Below are 16,389 nucleotides of genomic sequence, written 5' to 3'. Positions count from 1 at the left end.
CGGCCAGCCTAGGGGGACACACCAGGGCCGTGTCTCCCCCCTGATGGGTGAGACACGGCCCCGGGCGGTGAATGGCGCGAACTGGTCTGTCGCGCGGGGTGGTTCAGTAGCGCGGGCGGTTGAACCAGGCCTTGCCGTTGGCGCCGCCCACGAAGCAGGCGATCAGGATCGACAGCACCGTGTGCACGAGGCCCACGATGATGAACGGGTACAGGCCGAGGACCGCGGTGATGATGCCGAACACCAGGGTGGTGATGCGGATGCCGTTGCCGCCGGTGTTGAACTTCGCCGCGAGGACGGCCGCGAACACGCCCCAGGCGAGCGCGAACACCGCGAGGGCGACCAGGACGCCGGTCCCGTAGTCGGCGAGCCGCTGGAAGGAGGCGTTGTCCTGCAGGGTGCTGTCGTTCTTCGCGCGGTTCACGGCTACCGCGTAGAACGCGAACAGCGCCGCGCCGATCACCTGCAGGCCGACGATCACCCAGAGCATCACCCGGGCGCCGCTGACGTTGCCCGGCATGGCGGTCATCGGGGCGCCCATGCCGTACGGCTGCTGGACGGCAGGCGCGGCCGGGTAGCCGTAACCGGGCTGCTGCGGGTAGCCGTAGGACTGCTGCTGGCCCTGCGGGGGGCCGTAGGGGTTGTTCGGGTCGCCGAAGCTCATGGCGGTGTTCCTCCGTGGTCGAGTGCGGGGACGAGGCGCGGCACTGCACGGAGGAAGCGTTTCTACAGATGCGGTCCGTCCCCCCGATGAGCTACCCGCTGCACTGTGTGCTCATCGTTCTTGACCGGATATGGGCTTGTCCAGCCGAAGAGTGGAGGTGTTGTGCAAGTGCAACACAGTTGATCAATGGTCGGCGGGCGTGTTAACGCGTCCGGGCACCCGGATTGGAACCGAGGCCCGGTCATCCGCGAGGATGGGGGCATGACCGCCCAGATTCTCGATGGCAAGGCCACCGCAGCCGCGATCAAGTCCGATCTGACCGCCCGCGTGGCGGCGCTGAAGGAGAAGGGCGTCACGCCCGGCCTCGGCACGATCCTGGTCGGGGACGACCCCGGCAGTCAGAAGTACGTCGCCGGCAAGCACCGCGACTGCGCCCAGGTGGGCATCGCCTCCATTCAACGCGAACTGCCGGGCACCGCCACCCAGGAGGAGATCGAGGCGGTCGTACGGGAGCTGAACGAGGACCCGGCCTGCACCGGCTACATCGTCCAGCTGCCGCTGCCCAAGGGCATCGACGAGAACCGCATCCTGGAGCTGATGGACCCGGCCAAGGACGCCGACGGGCTCCACCCGATGAACCTCGGGCGGCTGGTGCTGAACGAGCCGGCGCCGCTGCCCTGCACCCCGAACGGCATCCTCTCCCTCCTCCGCGCCCACGGCGTCGAGATCAAGGGCGCCGAGGTCGTGGTCGTCGGGCGTGGCGTGACCATCGGGCGTCCGATGCCGCTGCTGCTCACCCGGCGCAGCGAGAACGCCACCGTGACCCAGTGCCACACCGGCACCCGTGATCTGTCCGCCCACCTCAAGCGGGCCGACATCATCATCGCGGCCGCGGGCTCCCCGCACCTGATCCGCGCCGAGGACGTCAAGCCGGGCGCGGCCGTCCTGGACGTCGGCGTCTCCCGCAACGCCGAGGGCAGGATCCTCGGCGACGTCCACCCGGACGTGACCGGGGTGGCCGGCTGGATCTCCCCGAACCCCGGCGGTGTGGGCCCGATGACCCGGGCGCAGCTGCTGGTCAACGTGGTCGAGGCGGCGGAGCGCAGTGCCGGCTGAGGGCGCCCGCGCGGGGGCGGCCACCCGCGGCACACAGGACGCACCGGACGCACCGGACGCACAGGGTGATCCTCGGCGGACCACGCGCCGCTTCCCGAGGATCACCCGGGACACCGCGCGGCCCGAGGGCGGTGGCCGGGCCGCGTCCGGTGCCGCGCCGGCCCCCGCCCGCCAGTGGCCGCTGCTGGTCGTGCTGGGCACGGTCGCGCTCGGCCTGCTGCTGACCTCGCTCGACGCCTTCCGCTGGGGCACGCTGCTGATCGGCGCCGCCCTGCTGGCCGGCGCGGTCATGCGCTGGATCCTGCCCGGCGTCGGCATGCTCGCCGTCCGCTCCCGGTTCACGGACATCGCCACCTACGGCATCCTCGGCCTCGCGATCGTCCTGCTCGCGATGATGGCCCAGCCGAACCCGTGGCTGCAGATCCCGTTCCTGAAGGACCTGCTGCACGTCACGCTCAGCAGCAACAAGTAGCGCCGCCCCACTGGCTCTCCGGCGGTTCGTCCTTACCCCCGAGGAAGGACGAACCGCCGTCGTGATCCAGCGTTCCGTCCGTGAACTGCCTGTTCAACGGCTGTCCCTGCGCTGTGGCACGGAAGTGACCGTTCCGCTACGGTGTCCGCGCGCGCCGTCCGTGCTCCCGCGCGCCCCCACTCCGGGAACTGGGATCCTTAGGCACGGCATCCTTGTGGGTAGCCAGGACGGGGAACGGGCGGGGGAGCCTAGGGGGAAGCGATGCCTCGTTGGAAAGATCTGCCGGAGGATCTGGACCCGCAGATCAAGGAGTTCACCAGTCAGATACGGCGGCTCGTGGACCGCAGCGGCCTGAGCGTCGCCGCGCTGGCCGACCGCACGGGCTACAGCAAGACGTCCTGGGAGCGGTACCTGGGCGGGCGGCTCCTCGCCCCCAAGGGCGCGGTCGTCGCGCTCGCCGAGGTCACCGGCACGAATCCCGTCCACCTGAGCACGATGTGGGAGCTGGCCGAGCGTGCCTGGAGCCGGGCGGAGAACCGGCACGACCGCACGATGGAGGCGATCCGCATCTCCCAGGCCCGCGCGGCGCTGGGGGACTTCGGCGCGGCGGAGGCCACCGGGGGGCCGGGGTCGTCCGGCCGTAGGAACGGCAGTGTCACGGCGCCTTTGGGCATCGCCGGTCCGGCGGGTGTGTCGCCGACGATCCCGCCCCAGCCGACGGGAGACGAGGCCGACGCCAGGGATGCCAAGAGGGCCGGGGACGAGGGCGCCGGGCTCGCCTCGGGTCCGGCTGCCCCGAACGCGTACGACGCGCAGGCGCCCCGGCCCGCCGACGGTGCGCCGGAGCCGGGTGGCGGGGGGCGGCAGCGGCTGGTGATGTTCCTCGCGGGGCTCGTCGGTGTGCTCGTCGTCATCGGCGCCGTCTTCTTCCTCACCAACCGTGGCGGCGGCAAGCACGAGGGCGCGGCCCCGCCGCCGTCGCCCACCGCCACCCGGCACGCGAGCACGCCGCCCGGGGTCAGGTGCGCCGGCTCCGCCTGCACCGGCAAGGACGCCGAGGCCATGGGATGCAGCGGCGACCTGGTGACCACCGCCAAGACCGCCACCGTCGGCACCACCACCCTGGAGGTCCGTTACAGCAAGGCCTGCGGCACCGCCTGGGGCCGGATCACCGGTGCCACGCGGGGCGACAAGGTGGAGCTCTCCGCGGGCACGGTCCGTCAGTCGGGGGAGATCACCGCCACGGGCGACGCCATCGCCTACACCCCGATGGTCGCCGTGAACAACGCGGCCGAGGCCAGGGCCTGCGCGACCCTCGTCTCGGGGCGGACGGGGTGCACGAAGTAGGGGACGCAGAAGGGGCGGTAGAGGGAGCGGACGCAGCCGACGAAGCACCCGAAACGGTGCCTGCCTGAAATCGTGCGGGTGAAATTCCGGGACGAGGCGCATGGCCCGCCGGATCCTGGGCACGCGAGGGGTTACCCCCCCACGGGAGTCCGGCATGGCCGGTACCTCCCCCACCGGCGGCCGCCTCCGTCCCCCTCTCCCGGACCGGCGGCCGCCGCTTCGTTCGCCCTGCGTGCGCCGCATATCCGCCCCGTGTCAGCCTTGTGGGGTGAGCCACACGGCCCGGGACATCTCGCATGCCGGATGCGCGATAGCCTGACCGCTGGATCGATCTCTTGGCGTCAAGAGATCGATCATCCGCCCGGGGCCGGGAAGCCCCACCGCCAGCTGTCATACGGAGAACGCCATGACCCGCACTCCCGTGAACGTCACCGTCACCGGCGCGGCCGGCCAGATCGGTTACGCCCTCCTCTTCCGCATCGCCTCCGGCCAGCTGCTCGGCGCGGACGTGCCGGTCAAGCTCCGCCTCCTCGAGATCACGCCCGCGCTGAAGGCCGCCGAGGGCACGGCCATGGAGCTGGACGACTGCGCCTTCCCGCTGCTCCAGGGCATCGACATCTCCGACGACCCGAACGTCGCCTTCGACGGCGCCAACGTAGCCCTCCTGGTCGGCGCCCGCCCGCGCACCAAGGGCATGGAGCGCGGTGACCTGCTCGAGGCCAACGGCGGCATCTTCAAGCCGCAGGGCAAGGCCATCAACGACCACGCCGCGGACGACATCAAGGTCCTCGTCGTCGGCAACCCGGCCAACACCAACGCGCTCATCGCGCAGGCCGCCGCGCCGGACGTCCCGGCCGAGCGCTTCACCGCGATGACCCGCCTCGACCACAACCGCGCGCTGACCCAGCTCGCGAAGAAGACGGGCTCGACGGTCGCCGACATCAAGCGCCTGACCATCTGGGGCAACCACTCCGCCACCCAGTACCCGGACATCTTCCACGCCACGGTCGCCGGCAAGAACGCCGCCGAGGTCGTCGGCGACGAGAAGTGGCTGGCCGAGGACTTCATCCCGACCGTCGCCAAGCGCGGTGCCGCGATCATCGAGGCCCGCGGTGCCTCGTCGGCCGCCTCCGCCGCCAACGCCGCCATCGACCACGTCCACACCTGGGTCAACGGCACCGCCGAGGGTGACTGGACCTCCATGGGCATCCCGTCGGACGGCTCCTACGGCGTCCCGGAGGGCCTGATCTCCTCCTTCCCGGTCACCACCAAGGACGGCGCGTACGAGATCGTCCAGGGCCTGGACATCAACGAGTTCTCCCGCGCCCGCATCGACGCCTCCGTCAAGGAGCTCGAGGAGGAGCGCGACGCGGTCCGCTCGCTCGGCCTCATCTGAGACCCGCAGGGGCCCCGCTTCGGTTTTCCTCGAAGCGGGGCCCACGTGTGTCCGGGCGGAATTCGTGAAAACGCCTGCCGGGTGAGGCGCTCGGTGTGCACGCTCAGTGCATGAGTGACTACCGAGACCAGATTCCGGCGTATCTGACGATCCGCGTCACGCGGCAGGAGGGGCCGCTCGCCGCGTTCGCCGAGCAGGAGGCGTGGCAGGCGACCCAGCGGTATCCGCGGCTGATGGGGGTGCGGATCGCGGAGTACTTCCGGGCCCGCGAGTGCGAGACCGGCGGCTGGGAGCTGCTGGAGTCCGGCGCCGGCACTCCGCAGGACGCCCGGGACGGGCTCGGCTCGCACTTCCGGATGCGGGCGAAGGAGGCCAGGGACGCCGGGGACGAGACGGCGTGGCGCACCTGGATGGCCGCGGCCCTGCGGATGGACCGGGAGGCCGTGAACGAGGTCCGGGTGCGCGGCGAACGCTTCCGGATCGTCCGGGCGAGCCGCTTCGTCCGCATGGGCCCGAACGGCCCCGAGCCGCCCCGCCCGTCCGACCCCGACACGGCGGAGGTGGGCGAGGCCTCCCGGCTGGGGCCGAGCGTGAAGGGCTTCGTGGTCGACCCGTTCACCGGTACGGGCCTGTCGAACGGCATCCTGAAACTGGAGCTGGTCGACTCCACCGGTGTCTCGCCGGACGCCGAGCCGGAGGTCGTGGCGGACGCGCGCCGGGCCCGGCGGGAGTATCCGGGCGGGGTGCTGCTCCCGGCGGTCTTCATGATCTCCGAGCGCGTGGACGGACAGTGGCTCTCCTTCAACCCCGGCGCCGCCCACACCACGCCCCAGGCGGCCCGTGACTCCCTCGCCTCCTGGCTGCGCGTGATGGGCCCCTTCACCCTCCGTCTCGACGAGGAGCGACGCGCGGAGTACGCCCGCCTGGCCGACCGCCTCGACGAGAGCCGCTCCAACGTCCTCACGGTCGCCGGCGTCCGCTACCGCGTCACCCGCGTCGAACGCCTCATCCGCGTCGGCCCCGACGGACCCGAGGGCCCCCGCCCCTCCGACTACGACCCCCAGCCACCCGTCGAGGTCCAGACCCGCCGGCTCAAGGAACAGGGTCTGTGGAAGGACGACGACGAGGACGAGCCGGTCGAACTCGACGCACGGGCACAGGAGTACCAGCGGCTCTGGGAGGAGGAATGGGCGCGGGTTCAGAAGCGGCGTAGGAAACGGGGCCGTTGAGGATGCGCTTCGGCCAGGCCCGGACGGCGGGCCTCGGGGGCGACCCGGACGTGCCGGATCTCGCCCACGCCCGGCTCCAGGTGCCTCAGGGCCCCGCAGCCGACCGGCCGTCGCTCCTCGTACGCCACGAGGAAGCGGTCAGCTCGGTCCGCTGGGCGGGGTGAGGCCGTCGAGGCGCCCGGCCGGGGTCAGCTCGACCAGCCGCAGCCGGTTGTCGACGTTGGTCAGAGACCTTCACCGCGTCCATGACTCTTCACGGGCGTCGCATGGCGGGGGCGGCTTCTGGTCGAGATCTGGCCGACCAGTTCCCACAAGCACACCAGGGCGGTGACCGGTGGGATCCCGAAGATCACTAACGAGAGCAGCGCGTGTGAGGAGTGGCTGATGCACAGCCCCACGGCGATCACGGAAGAGGCCACCACAATGCACCAGGATCTGCGCGCACTCCGGCGTTGAGCGGTGGCCCGCACGACGGAGAGCGCCGCCACGAACCACGGCCCGTACACCATCAGCGGCCAGCATTGCGCCAGTCCCCTGGGCAGCACCGACGAGGCGATCCCGCGCAGCTGCCCGTAGGAATAACAGACGGACCAGCCCAGCATGCACGCCGCACACAGCGAGACCGTCGCGATGAGAAACGTGATGTGGGTGACGCGCCGGCCGCCGTCGAGCAGATGGGATTCCTGCCGGAGCCGTCGACGGCTGTGGCTGCTCCTGCGCGGGGACGGAATGTCCAGCGGGATGGTGGTGGGGCCCACGCCGGTGGGCGTGGACAGTATCTGGGCCAGCTCCTCGACCGGGTCCCAGTCGGTCGGCGCGAGGTCCGGCTCCGGGGCGTTCCAGGTGTCCATCGATGTACCTCCGTACCCCCGCCTCAGGAAGTCCTGTACAGATCGGCCATCGTTCGCCGATATTCATTTTCCAGCGTGTTGATTCTCTTCATGAAATCATCGAGCAGGTCCGAGCACGACCTGATATCCATATCGCCACTCCAGTGCAGCGTGGTCGTCCGGTGTTGCTTGGCCAGGTGCCAGTCCAATCGCGTCACGGTCACCTAACGACGATCGGTGGAGGCGGGCTGTGGAGCGTTCGAGGGAATGCGACTACCTGTAAGGGGGGTTATTGAGTGCCTGTTGACGCATGCTTCAAGGAATCGTGAAATACGTAGGCAATTAAATTCCGTGGATACTGGAATTAAATGGTCGGCGCGTTGATGATCTCCGTGGGGCCGATGTGATGCCGCGCACGTTCGGCCGTCGATTGCGCATGCAACGCCCGGGTCCGGGGCAGGCGGCGGCACGGATCAGCAACGGAAGGCAAAACCGATCATGGCGGACAGAACGGAACGACAGGCCCGGGCGACCATCCACGCGGGAGGCGCGTGGCTGGACGCGGTCGCAGGTGCGACGCGCGAGATCCTGGACCCCGCGGACGCAGCGCCGTTCGCCGTGGTCGCCGAGGGCGACGAGAAGGACGCCGAGCGGGCGGTCGCCGCGGCCCGGGAGGCCTTCGACCAGGGGCCCTGGCCCCGCACCCCGGTCGCCGAGCGCGCCGCCCTGCTGCGCCGCGTCGCCGGCCTCCTCGTGCGCGACCGCGAGGAACTCGGCCTGCTGGAGAGCCGGGACGCGGGCAAGACCGTGGAGGAGGGGCGCGTCGACATCGACTGTGTCGCCGACGCCTTCCGCTACTTCGCCGACCTGGTCGCCGCCGAGGCGCCCGGCCGGGTCGTGGACGCGGGCTCGCCCGACGTCCACAGCGTGGTCGTACACGAGCCCGTCGGGGTGTGCGCGCTCATCACGCCCTGGAACTACCCGCTCCTCCAGGCCAGTTGGAAGATCGCCCCGGCTCTCGCGGCCGGCAACACCTTCGTCGTCAAGCCCAGCGAGATCACGCCGATGACCACCATCGCGCTCATCGGCCTGCTCGCCGAGGCCGGGCTGCCCGCCGGGGTCGCGAACCTCGTCACCGGGCCCGGCCACACCGTCGGCGCCCGGCTCGCCGAACATCCCGACGTCGACCTGGTCTCCTTCACCGGCGGCCTGGTCAGCGGCGTCAAGGTCGCCCAGGCGGCCGCCCCGACGGTGAAGAAGGTCGCCCTCGAACTCGGCGGCAAGAACCCCAACGTCGTCTTCGCCGACGCCTGCGCCACCGAGGACGGCTTCGACACCGCCGTCGACCAGGCCCTCAACGCGGCCTTCATCCACAGCGGCCAGGTCTGCTCGGCCGGCGCCCGGCTCATCATCGAGGAGTCGGTCCGGGAGCGGTTCGTCGCCGAACTCGCCCTGCGGGCCGCCCGCGTCCGCCTCGGCCGGGGCACGGCGGCCGGCGTCGAGTGCGGGCCGCTGGTCTCCGAGCAGCAGCGCGCCAAGGTCGAGGCGTACGTGGAGTCGGCGCTGGCCGAGGGCGCCGTACTGCGCAGCGGCGGCAAGCGGCCGGAACCGTCCGCCGACCGGCCCGCCACCGGCTGGTTCTACGAGCCCACCGTCCTCGACGCCTGCCACCGCGAGATGAAGGTCGTCCGCGAGGAGGTCTTCGGCCCGGTGCTCACCGTCGAGACCTTCCGCACCGAGGACGAGGCCGTGTTCCTCGCCAACGACACCGAGTACGGTCTCGCCGGCGCCGTCTGGACCACCGACCCCGGGAAGGCCCGCCGCGTCGCCGGACGCCTCCGCCACGGCACCGTCTGGATCAACGACTTCCACCCCTATCTGCCGCAGGCGGAGTGGGGCGGCTTCGGCAGGAGCGGCACCGGCCGCGAGCTGGGACCCGCCGGACTCGCCGAGTACCGCGAGACCAAGCACGTCTACCAGAACCTCGCGCCCCGGCCCGTCCGCTGGTTCGCCGGCTGACCCCCCGACCGCCCCCGAATCCCCTGACTCTCGTACGCAGCAAGCCCTTCCGGAGTACCTCCATGTCCCACACCCCCCACCTCTACGACTACGTCGTCATCGGCGGCGGCACCGCGGGCTCCGTCATCGCCTCCCGCCTCACCGAGAACCCGGACGTCACGGTCGCCGTCATCGAGGGCGGCCCCAGCGACGTCGGCCGGGACGACGTCCTCACCCTGCGCCGCTGGATGGGCCTGCTCGGCGGCGACCTCGACTACGACTACCCGACGGTGGAGCAGCCCCGCGGCAACTCCCACATCCGGCACAGCCGCGCCCGCGTCCTCGGCGGCTGCTCCTCGCACAACACCCTCATCTCCTTCAAGCCGCTCCCGTCCGACTGGGACGAGTGGGAGCAGGCCGGCGCCAAGGGCTGGGGCGCGGTGCCGATGGAGGCGTACTTCGCCCGGCTGAAGAACAACATCGTCTCCGTGGCCGAGAAGGACCGGAACGCCATCGCCCGTGACTTCGTGGACGCCGCCCAGGCCGCCCTCGGCGTCCCGCGCGTCGAGGGCTTCAACCGCACACCCTTCACCGAGGGCGCCGGCTTCTTCGACCTCGCCTACCACCCCGAGAACAACAAGCGGTCCTCGGCGTCGGTGGCGTACCTGCACCCGGTGATGGACGAGCGCCCCAACCTGACGGTCTTCCTGGAGACCTGGGCGTACCGGCTGGAGCTGGACGGCACCCGCGCCGAGGGCGTCCACGTGCGCACCAAGGACGGCGAGGAGCTGCTGATACGGGCCCGCAACGAGGTCGTCCTGTGCGCCGGCGCCGTCGACTCCCCCCGCCTGCTGCTGCACTCGGGCATCGGCCCCCGCGAGGACCTGGAGGAGCTGGGCATCCCCGTCGTGCACGACCTGCCGGGCGTCGGCGAGAACCTGCTCGACCACCCCGAGTCGGTGATCGTCTGGGAGACCCACGGGCCGATCCCGGAGAACTCCGCGATGGACTCCGACGCGGGCCTGTTCGTCCGGCGCGACCCCGAAAACCCGGGCCCCGACCTGATGTTCCACTTCTACCAGATCCCGTTCACGGACAACCCGGAGCGCCTCGGCTACGAACGCCCGCGGTACGGCGTCTCGATGACCCCGAACATCCCCAAGCCGAGGTCCCGCGGCCGCCTGTACCTGACCAGCGCCGACCCGGAGGTGAAGCCCGCGCTGGACTTCCGGTACTTCACCGACGAGGACGACTACGACGGCCGGACCCTGGTCGACGGCATCCGCATCGCCCGCGAGATCGCCCGGGCCGAGCCTCTCGCGGGCTGGCTCAAGCGCGAGGTCGCCCCCGGCCCGGAGGTCACCGGCGACGAGGAACTGAGCGAGTACGCCCGCAAGGTCGCGCACACCGTCTACCACCCGGCCGGCACCTGCAAGATGGGCGCGGTGGACGACGAACTCGCGGTCGTGGACCCCGAGTTGAGGATCCGTGGCCTGGAGGGCATCCGCATCGCCGACGCCTCCGTCTTCCCGACGATGACCGCGGTGAACCCGATGATCGGGGTGCTGATGGTGGGGGAGAGGGCGGTGGACCTGATCGGAGAGAAGGCCGTCGGCCCGGTTGGCGGTGATGTGCGATGACCGCCACGACTCCCACCGTCCCGACCCGCAAGCCGCCCACCGGCACCGGCACCGACACGCCCGTCTTCTCCGTCTCCGGGCTGTGGAAGGTCTTCGGCCCGAAGCCGGCGCGGATCCCCGCCGACCCGCAGCTCAGTGTGCTGGACCCCGCCGACCTGCGCGCCCGCACGGGCTGTACGGCGGCCGTCCGGGACGTCTCCTTCGACGTCCGCAAGGGCGAGGTCTTCGTGGTCATGGGCCTGTCCGGCTCCGGCAAGTCCACCCTGGTCCGCTGCCTGACCCGGCTCATCGAACCGACGGCCGGCACCATCGCCATCGACGGCGAGGACGTCCGCGCCATGGACAGGACCCGCCTGCGCGAACTGCGCCGGCACCGCGCCGCCATGGTCTTCCAGCACTTCGGCCTGCTCCCGCACCGCACGGTCCTCGACAACGTCGCCTACGGCCTGGAGATCCAGGGCGTCGGCAAGTCCGAACGCCGCGAGCGCGCCGCCGAGTTCGTCGCCAAGGTCGGCCTGGAGGGCATGGAGAAGCGCAAGCCCAGCCAGCTCTCCGGCGGCCAGCGCCAACGGGTCGGCCTGGCCCGGGCGTTGGCGGTCGATCCGGAGGTCCTCCTGTTCGACGAGCCGTTCAGCGCCCTGGACCCCCTCATCCGCCGTGACATGCAGGACGAGGTGGCCCGCCTGCACCGTGAGGAGGGCCGCACGATGGTCTTCATCACCCACGACCTCACCGAGGCCCTCAGGCTGGGCGACCGCATCGCCCTCATGCGCGACGGCAAGGTCGTCCAACTGGGCACGCCGGAGGAGATCGTGGGCGCCCCGGCCGACGACTACGTCCGCGAGTTCGTCCGGGACGTGCCGCGCGAGCAGGTGATGACGGTCCGTACGGCGATGCGTCCCGCGGCCGCGGAGGAGACGGGCAACGGCCCGGCGGTCAGCCCGGAGGCCACCGTCGCGGAGGCGATCGAGGCGGTGGCCCGGACCGGGTCACCGGCCCGGGTCATGGACGAGGGCAGGTGCCTCGGAGTGGTCGACCACGAGCAGTTGCTGGACGTCGTAGCAGGCTCACCGGCCGCGGCGACCCCGTCCGGCCCCCGCACCAGCCCGGAGGCCGTCTGATGGCCACGCTCACCGTCCCGGCCTCCCGCACCGGCAAACCCGCGCTCCTGAGGAACCGAGCCGCAGCGAAACTGCTCCTGCTCGCGCTCCTCACCGCCGTACTGCTGCCCCTTCTGCACGGCGGAACCTGGCCCCACCACCTGACCGTCGACCTCTCCAAACCCCTCGCCGGCGCCAGCAACTGGGTCATCGACAACCGGGACACCCACCCCCTGTTCCTGTACTTCTTCGGCTACGTCAGCAACGTCGTCGTCCTCTCCGTCCGCGCCGTCTACCTCACCCTGCTCGCCGCGGGCTGGACCGGCGTCACGGTCTTCGGCGCCCTGGTCGCCTGGCGCGTGGCAGGAGTCCGGCTGGCCGCCGGCACGGCACTCGCCTTCCTGGCCTGCGGCGCGCTCGGCATGTGGGTGCCGACCATGCAGACCCTCGCGCTCATGGTCGTAGCCGTGCTCGCCTCCGTGGCCGTGGGAGCCGTACTCGGTCTCGCCGCCGGCCTCTCCGACCGCCTGGACCGCGCCCTGCGCCCGGTCCTGGACACCATGCAGGTGCTGCCCGCCTTCGCCTACCTCCTCCCCGTCGTCCTGGTCTTCGGCATCGGCGTCCCCGCGGCCGTGCTCGCCACCGTCGTCTACGCCGCCCCGCCGATGGCCCGCCTCACCGCGCTCGGCCTGCGCGGCGCCGACCCCGAGGTCCTGGAGGCCGTGGAGTCACTCGGCGCCACCCGCCGCCAGCGGCTGCTGACCGCCCGTGTCCCGCTGGCCCGGGGAGAACTCCTCCTCGGCCTCAACCAGACGATCATGATGGCGCTGTCCATGGCCGTCATCGCCTCGGTCATCGGCGCCGGCGGCCTCGGTGACCGCGTCTACCAGGCGCTCGCCTCGGTCGACGTCGGCCAGGCCCTCGCGGCCGGCATCCCCATCGTGCTGCTCGCCATCGTCCTGGACCGGGTGACCGCGGCGGCGGGAGGCGACCGTACGACGCGCCCCCGGACGATCGGCTGGCCGTACGCCCTCGCCGTCACGGTCGCGGTCGCCCTGGCCACCCGCCTCCTGCACGGCCTCGACTGGCCCACCGGCTGGAGTCTCGGCATCGCCGCACCGGTCAACCGCGCCGTCGACTGGATGACCGCCCACCTCTACTCCGGCGTCCCGGTCGTCGGCGGTACGGCCGACTGGGCGGGCCACTTCACCACCTGGATCCTGGACCCGGTCCGCGGCGGCCTGCAGTGGCTGCCCTGGTGGTCGGTGCTGCTGATCGTCGCCGCCCTGGCCTGGCTGATCGGCACCTGGGCCACCGCCCTGACCGCCGTCCTCGCGATGGCCGCGATCGGCGTGCTCGGGGTCTGGGCCCCGGCCCTCGACACCCTCTCCCAGGTGCTGGCCGCCGTGGCCGTCACGCTCGTCCTCGGCTTCGCGACCGGCATCGCCGCCGCCCGCAGCGACCGCGTGGAGCGCGCGCTGCGTCCGGTGCTGGACGTGTTCCAGACGATGCCGCAGTTCGTGTACCTGATCCCGGTCGTCGCGCTGTTCGGCGTCGGCCGCGCGCCCGCCGTCGCCGCGGCCGTCGTCTACGCGCTGCCGGCCGTCGTCCGGATCACCGCGCAGGGCCTGCGCCAGGTCGACCCGGCCGCGCTGGAGTCGGCGCGCTCGCTCGGCGCGACCGGCCGCCAGCAACTGTGGCAGGTCCAACTCCCGCTCGCCCGGCGCGCGTTGCTGCTCGCCGTCAACCAGGGCGTGGTCCTGGTGCTGGCCGTCGTCATCATCGGCGGTCTGGTCGGCGGCGGCGCCCTCGGCTACAACGTCGCCTTCGGCCTCGCCCAGGGCGACCTCGCCACCGGCCTGGTCGCCGGTGCCGCCATCGTCTGCCTGGGCCTGATGCTGGACCGGGTGACCCAGCCGGCCGAGCGCCGTCCGAGGAAGGGAGCCTGACATGCGCGTTCGTACGACCATCCCGGCCGCGGTCGCCGTCCTGGGGCTGGCCACCGGCTGCGGCGCGGCCGACATGACCAAGCAGGCCTCGCCCTTCGCGAACGCCCAGGGCGCGAAGTCCGTGACCCTGTCCGTGCAGTCCTGGGTCGGCGCGCAGTCCAACGTGGCCGTTGCCCAGTACCTCCTGGAGCACAAGCTCGGCTACCGCGTCGACACCGTCCAGGTCGACGAGGTGCCCGCGTGGGACGCCCTCAGTCAGGGCCGGGTCGACGCGATCCTGGAGGACTGGGGCCACCCGGACCAGGAGAAGCGGTACGTCGAGGACAAGAAGACCATCGCCCGCGCCGGCGACCTCGGGGTGACCGGCCACATCGGCTGGTTCGTGCCGACGTACCTGGCCGAGCAGCATCCGGACATCACGGACTGGAAGAACCTCAACAAGTACGCCGGCCTCTTCCGTACGGCGGAGAGCGGCGGCAAGGGCCAGCTGATGGACGGCTCCCCGTCCTACGTCACCAACGACAAGGCCCTGGTGAACAACCTGAAGCTGAACTACCAGGTCGTCTTCGCCGGTTCCGAGGCCGCGCAGATCACCCAGATGAAGCAGTTCGCCAAGGAGAAGAAGCCGTTCCTGACCTACTGGTACGCGCCCCAGTGGCTGTTCAAGAAGGTCCCCATGACGGAGGTGAAGCTCCCGCCGTACAAGGACGGCTGCGACGCGGACCCGGCGAAGGTCGCCTGCTCCTACCCGCACACCCCGCTGCAGAAGTACCTCAACGCCGGCTTCGCCCGGTCCGGCGGCAAGGCGGCGGCCTTCCTGAAGAAGTTCCGGTGGACCACCGAGGACCAGAACGAGGTCTCCCTGGTGATCGCCGACCAGAAGCTGTCGCCCGGGGACGCGGCGAAGAAGTGGGTGGACAGCCACCCCGATGTGTGGAAGAAGTGGCTGTCCTGACCGCGCCTACTTCTTCAGGTGTTCGGCCATCCCCTGCAGGGCCAGCGTCGCCCAGCGCTGGAGTCCCGGTCCGAACGTGATGCGGGTGGCCCCGAGTTCGCCGAGTTCGGCGAGCGAGGGGCCCTTGCCGTCCAGGCGGGCGCCGATGTTCAGCGGGCCCTGGATCCCGGACCGCAGCAGCGGCAGTACGGCCGCCGGGGCCAAGATCGGATAGACGCAGTCCGCGCCCGCCGCCACGTACAACGCGGCCCGCTCGATGGCCCGTTCGGGGTCCTTCTCGCCGTGCAGGAAGGTGTCGACGCGGGCGTTGAGGAACAGCCGCCCGGCGGCGGCCGACACGAACTCGGCGAGGAAGTCGGCCTGTTCACGCGGGTCCTTCAAGGCACCGTCCGCCGAGTCCTCCAGGTTGCAGCCGACCGCACCGGCCTCCAGCAGCCGCTCCACGATCTCCTTCGGCGCGAGGCCGTACCCGCGCTCGATGTCCGCCGACACCGGCACGTCCACGGCCCGGGTGATCCGGGCGACGGCGGCGAACATCTCGTCGGCCGGGACCGACCCGTCCTCGTACCCGAGCGACGCGGCCACCCCCGCGCTCGGCGTGGCCAGCGCCGGGAACCCGGCCTCCACGAACACCCGGGCGCTGGCCGCGTCCCAGGGGCCGGGCAGGACCAGCGGATCGCCCTGGGCGCGTCCGAGATGCAGCGCGCGGAACACATCGACCTGGTCGGTCACGGCCGGTACCCCCCTGGCGGGACGCGACGGCTGACCATCAGACGGTTCCAGCCGTTGATGACGGTGATCAGGCCGATCAGATGGGCGAGTTCGGCCTCGGTGAAGTGTCGCACGGCCCGCTCGTACACCTCGTCCGACACGCCGTCGGTGAGCAGGGTGACCGCCTCGGTGAGCGCCAGCGCGGCCCGCTCCCGCTCGCTGTAGAGGTCCTCGGTCTCCTCCCAGGCGTTGAGGAGCTGCACGCGCTCCTCCGACTCCCCGTTCTTCCGGGCGAGCCGGAGGTGCATGTCGAGGCAGAACGCGCAGTGGTTGATCTGCGAGGCACGGATCATGACCAGTTCGGCCAGGGCGGGATCGCCGAGCCCCTTCTTGGCGGTCGCGCTGAGCGCGGACATCGCCTGCCCGACCTTCGGGTCCAGCAGTTGGGTACGGCTCACTTGTACTGCCCCGGCTGGTAGTGGCCCGGGGTCATCCGGGTGGTCACGCCGAACCGGTTCCACGCGTTGATCACCGTGATCGCGGCGATCAGCTGGGCCAGCTCGGCCTCCTCGAAGTGCTTCGCGGCCCTGTCGTACACCTCGTCCGGCACAAAGCCGTCGGTGAGCACGGTGATCGCCTCGGTCAGCTCGATCGCCGCCAGCTCCTTCCCGGTGTAGAAGTGCCGCGACTCCTCCCACGCGCTGAGCTGCACGATCCGCTCCACGCTCTCGCCGGCCGCGAGTGCGTCCTTGGTGTGCATGTCGAGGCAGAACGCGCAGCGGTTGATCTGCGAGGCGCGGATCCTCACCAGCTCGTACAGCTTGGGGTCCAGCCCCTGCCTGGCCGCGGTGTCCAGGCGGATCATCGCCTTGTAGACCTCGGGGGCGTGCTGGGCCCAGCGCAGCCGCGGTGCGTGTTCGGTGGCGTATTCGACGGTTTCCTCTGCGGTGCTCATGTCCTCAACCCTAGGAGCGAGGCTGCC

17 protein-coding genes are annotated in these 16,389 nt (G+C 71.3%); 10 read left to right on the top strand and 7 right to left on the bottom strand.

Going from position 1 to position 16,389, the window contains the following annotated elements:
* Positions 1-103: 103 nt before the first annotated feature.
* A complete protein-coding gene (locus ACH47Z_RS16525; protein ID WP_399074032.1) occupies positions 104-664 on the bottom strand; it encodes a hypothetical protein in 561 nt (186 codons plus the stop codon).
* A 261-nt stretch (positions 665-925) separates the two neighbouring features.
* On the opposite strand from ACH47Z_RS16525, the gene ACH47Z_RS16520 reads away from it, so the two are divergent.
* The 5 genes from ACH47Z_RS16520 (at position 926) to ACH47Z_RS16500 (ending at position 6,224) form a co-directional block, all read left to right on the top strand.
* Positions 926-1,780 (top strand): bifunctional methylenetetrahydrofolate dehydrogenase/methenyltetrahydrofolate cyclohydrolase, encoded by an 855-nt coding sequence (locus tag ACH47Z_RS16520; protein ID WP_399074030.1) that lies wholly within the window; start codon positions 926-928, stop codon positions 1,778-1,780.
* Entirely contained in the window at positions 1,770-2,252 is a 483-nt protein-coding gene (locus tag ACH47Z_RS16515; RefSeq protein WP_399074028.1) for a DUF3017 domain-containing protein, read from the top strand. Before ACH47Z_RS16520 ends, ACH47Z_RS16515 begins: the two co-directional genes overlap by 11 nt.
* Before the next feature lie 261 nt (positions 2,253-2,513).
* Positions 2,514-3,599, top strand: a complete 1,086-nt coding sequence (locus ACH47Z_RS16510) for a DUF2690 domain-containing protein (RefSeq protein WP_399074026.1) — start codon at positions 2,514-2,516, stop codon at positions 3,597-3,599.
* A gap of 406 nt (positions 3,600-4,005) precedes the next feature.
* Complete coding sequence (locus ACH47Z_RS16505) at positions 4,006-4,995, top strand: malate dehydrogenase (protein WP_399074024.1); 990 nt, start codon at positions 4,006-4,008, stop codon at positions 4,993-4,995.
* A 110-nt stretch (positions 4,996-5,105) separates the two neighbouring features.
* The gene (locus ACH47Z_RS16500; protein WP_399074022.1) at positions 5,106-6,224 is read left to right on the top strand and encodes a DUF5954 family protein; all 1,119 of its coding nucleotides are present in this window, start codon (positions 5,106-5,108) and stop codon (positions 6,222-6,224) included.
* Here the strand turns inward: ACH47Z_RS16500 and ACH47Z_RS16495 are convergent.
* From ACH47Z_RS16495 to ACH47Z_RS16485, 3 genes are all read right to left on the bottom strand, one after another.
* Entirely contained in the window at positions 6,194-6,352 is a 159-nt protein-coding gene (locus ACH47Z_RS16495; RefSeq protein WP_399074020.1) for a GNAT family N-acetyltransferase, read from the bottom strand. The two genes, ACH47Z_RS16500 and ACH47Z_RS16495, sit on opposite strands and share 31 nt — an antisense overlap.
* 96 nt (positions 6,353-6,448) lie before the next feature.
* Positions 6,449-7,075, bottom strand: coding sequence for a DUF2637 domain-containing protein (locus tag ACH47Z_RS16490; RefSeq protein WP_399074018.1), 627 nt, complete (start codon positions 7,073-7,075; stop codon positions 6,449-6,451).
* Positions 7,076-7,098: 23 nt separating this feature from the next.
* Positions 7,099-7,278 (bottom strand): hypothetical protein, encoded by a 180-nt coding sequence (locus ACH47Z_RS16485; protein WP_399074016.1) that lies wholly within the window; start codon positions 7,276-7,278, stop codon positions 7,099-7,101.
* Between the two features lie 274 nt (positions 7,279-7,552).
* On the opposite strand from ACH47Z_RS16485, the gene ACH47Z_RS16480 reads away from it, so the two are divergent.
* From ACH47Z_RS16480 to ACH47Z_RS16460, 5 genes are all read left to right on the top strand, one after another.
* The gene (locus ACH47Z_RS16480) at positions 7,553-9,073 is read left to right on the top strand and encodes an aldehyde dehydrogenase family protein (RefSeq protein ID WP_399074014.1); all 1,521 of its coding nucleotides are present in this window, start codon (positions 7,553-7,555) and stop codon (positions 9,071-9,073) included.
* A 62-nt stretch (positions 9,074-9,135) separates the two neighbouring features.
* Entirely contained in the window at positions 9,136-10,692 is a 1,557-nt protein-coding gene (locus ACH47Z_RS16475) for a GMC family oxidoreductase (protein WP_399074012.1), read from the top strand.
* Entirely contained in the window at positions 10,689-11,813 is a 1,125-nt protein-coding gene (locus tag ACH47Z_RS16470) for a glycine betaine/L-proline ABC transporter ATP-binding protein (protein ID WP_399074010.1), read from the top strand. Before ACH47Z_RS16475 ends, ACH47Z_RS16470 begins: the two co-directional genes overlap by 4 nt.
* On the top strand, positions 11,813-13,741 hold the full coding sequence (locus ACH47Z_RS16465; RefSeq protein WP_399074008.1) for an ABC transporter permease: 1,929 nt from the start codon (positions 11,813-11,815) through the stop codon (positions 13,739-13,741). Before ACH47Z_RS16470 ends, ACH47Z_RS16465 begins: the two co-directional genes overlap by 1 nt.
* 1 nt (position 13,742) lies before the next feature.
* Positions 13,743-14,696, top strand: a complete 954-nt coding sequence (locus tag ACH47Z_RS16460; protein WP_399074006.1) for an ABC transporter substrate-binding protein — start codon at positions 13,743-13,745, stop codon at positions 14,694-14,696.
* A 6-nt stretch (positions 14,697-14,702) separates the two neighbouring features.
* Here the strand turns inward: ACH47Z_RS16460 and ACH47Z_RS16455 are convergent, their stop codons facing one another.
* Genes ACH47Z_RS16455 through ACH47Z_RS16445 form a run of 3 tightly spaced genes read right to left on the bottom strand, consistent with a single transcriptional unit; the run spans position 14,703 to position 16,362 of the window.
* Entirely contained in the window at positions 14,703-15,428 is a 726-nt protein-coding gene (locus ACH47Z_RS16455) for an isocitrate lyase/phosphoenolpyruvate mutase family protein (RefSeq protein ID WP_399074004.1), read from the bottom strand.
* Entirely contained in the window at positions 15,425-15,865 is a 441-nt protein-coding gene (locus tag ACH47Z_RS16450) for a carboxymuconolactone decarboxylase family protein (protein WP_399074002.1), read from the bottom strand. The genes ACH47Z_RS16455 and ACH47Z_RS16450 overlap by 4 nt, the downstream gene beginning before the upstream one ends.
* Positions 15,862-16,362, bottom strand: coding sequence for a carboxymuconolactone decarboxylase family protein (locus ACH47Z_RS16445; RefSeq protein ID WP_399074000.1), 501 nt, complete (start codon positions 16,360-16,362; stop codon positions 15,862-15,864). Before ACH47Z_RS16445 ends, ACH47Z_RS16450 begins: the two co-directional genes overlap by 4 nt.
* Positions 16,363-16,389 lie beyond the last annotated feature (27 nt).

Origin of the sequence: Streptomyces sp. NPDC020192 (assembly GCF_044388685.1) — a bacterium.
Taxonomy (GTDB): domain Bacteria; phylum Actinomycetota; class Actinomycetes; order Streptomycetales; family Streptomycetaceae; genus Streptomyces.
The sequence above is the reverse complement of the archived record's forward strand: the minus strand, read 5'-3'. Positions and strand labels throughout refer to the sequence as shown.

Excerpts from the sequence above, each read along its gene's own strand:
- ACH47Z_RS16505 (WP_399074024.1), top strand. The coding sequence starts at position 4,006 with ATGACCCGCACTCCCGTGAACGTCACCGTCACCGGCGCGGCCGGCCAG.
- ACH47Z_RS16480 (WP_399074014.1), top strand. The coding sequence starts at position 7,553 with ATGGCGGACAGAACGGAACGACAGGCCCGGGCGACCATCCACGCGGGA.
- ACH47Z_RS16525 (WP_399074032.1), bottom strand. The coding sequence starts at position 664 with ATGAGCTTCGGCGACCCGAACAACCCCTACGGCCCCCCGCAGGGCCAG.
- ACH47Z_RS16470 (WP_399074010.1), top strand. The coding sequence starts at position 10,689 with ATGACCGCCACGACTCCCACCGTCCCGACCCGCAAGCCGCCCACCGGC.
- ACH47Z_RS16460 (WP_399074006.1), top strand. The coding sequence starts at position 13,743 with ATGCGCGTTCGTACGACCATCCCGGCCGCGGTCGCCGTCCTGGGGCTG.
- ACH47Z_RS16465 (WP_399074008.1), top strand. The coding sequence starts at position 11,813 with ATGGCCACGCTCACCGTCCCGGCCTCCCGCACCGGCAAACCCGCGCTC.
- ACH47Z_RS16500 (WP_399074022.1), top strand. The coding sequence starts at position 5,106 with ATGAGTGACTACCGAGACCAGATTCCGGCGTATCTGACGATCCGCGTC.
- ACH47Z_RS16445 (WP_399074000.1), bottom strand. The coding sequence starts at position 16,362 with ATGAGCACCGCAGAGGAAACCGTCGAATACGCCACCGAACACGCACCG.
- ACH47Z_RS16475 (WP_399074012.1), top strand. The coding sequence starts at position 9,136 with ATGTCCCACACCCCCCACCTCTACGACTACGTCGTCATCGGCGGCGGC.
- ACH47Z_RS16510 (WP_399074026.1), top strand. The coding sequence starts at position 2,514 with ATGCCTCGTTGGAAAGATCTGCCGGAGGATCTGGACCCGCAGATCAAG.
- ACH47Z_RS16490 (WP_399074018.1), bottom strand. The coding sequence starts at position 7,075 with ATGGACACCTGGAACGCCCCGGAGCCGGACCTCGCGCCGACCGACTGG.
- ACH47Z_RS16520 (WP_399074030.1), top strand. The coding sequence starts at position 926 with ATGACCGCCCAGATTCTCGATGGCAAGGCCACCGCAGCCGCGATCAAG.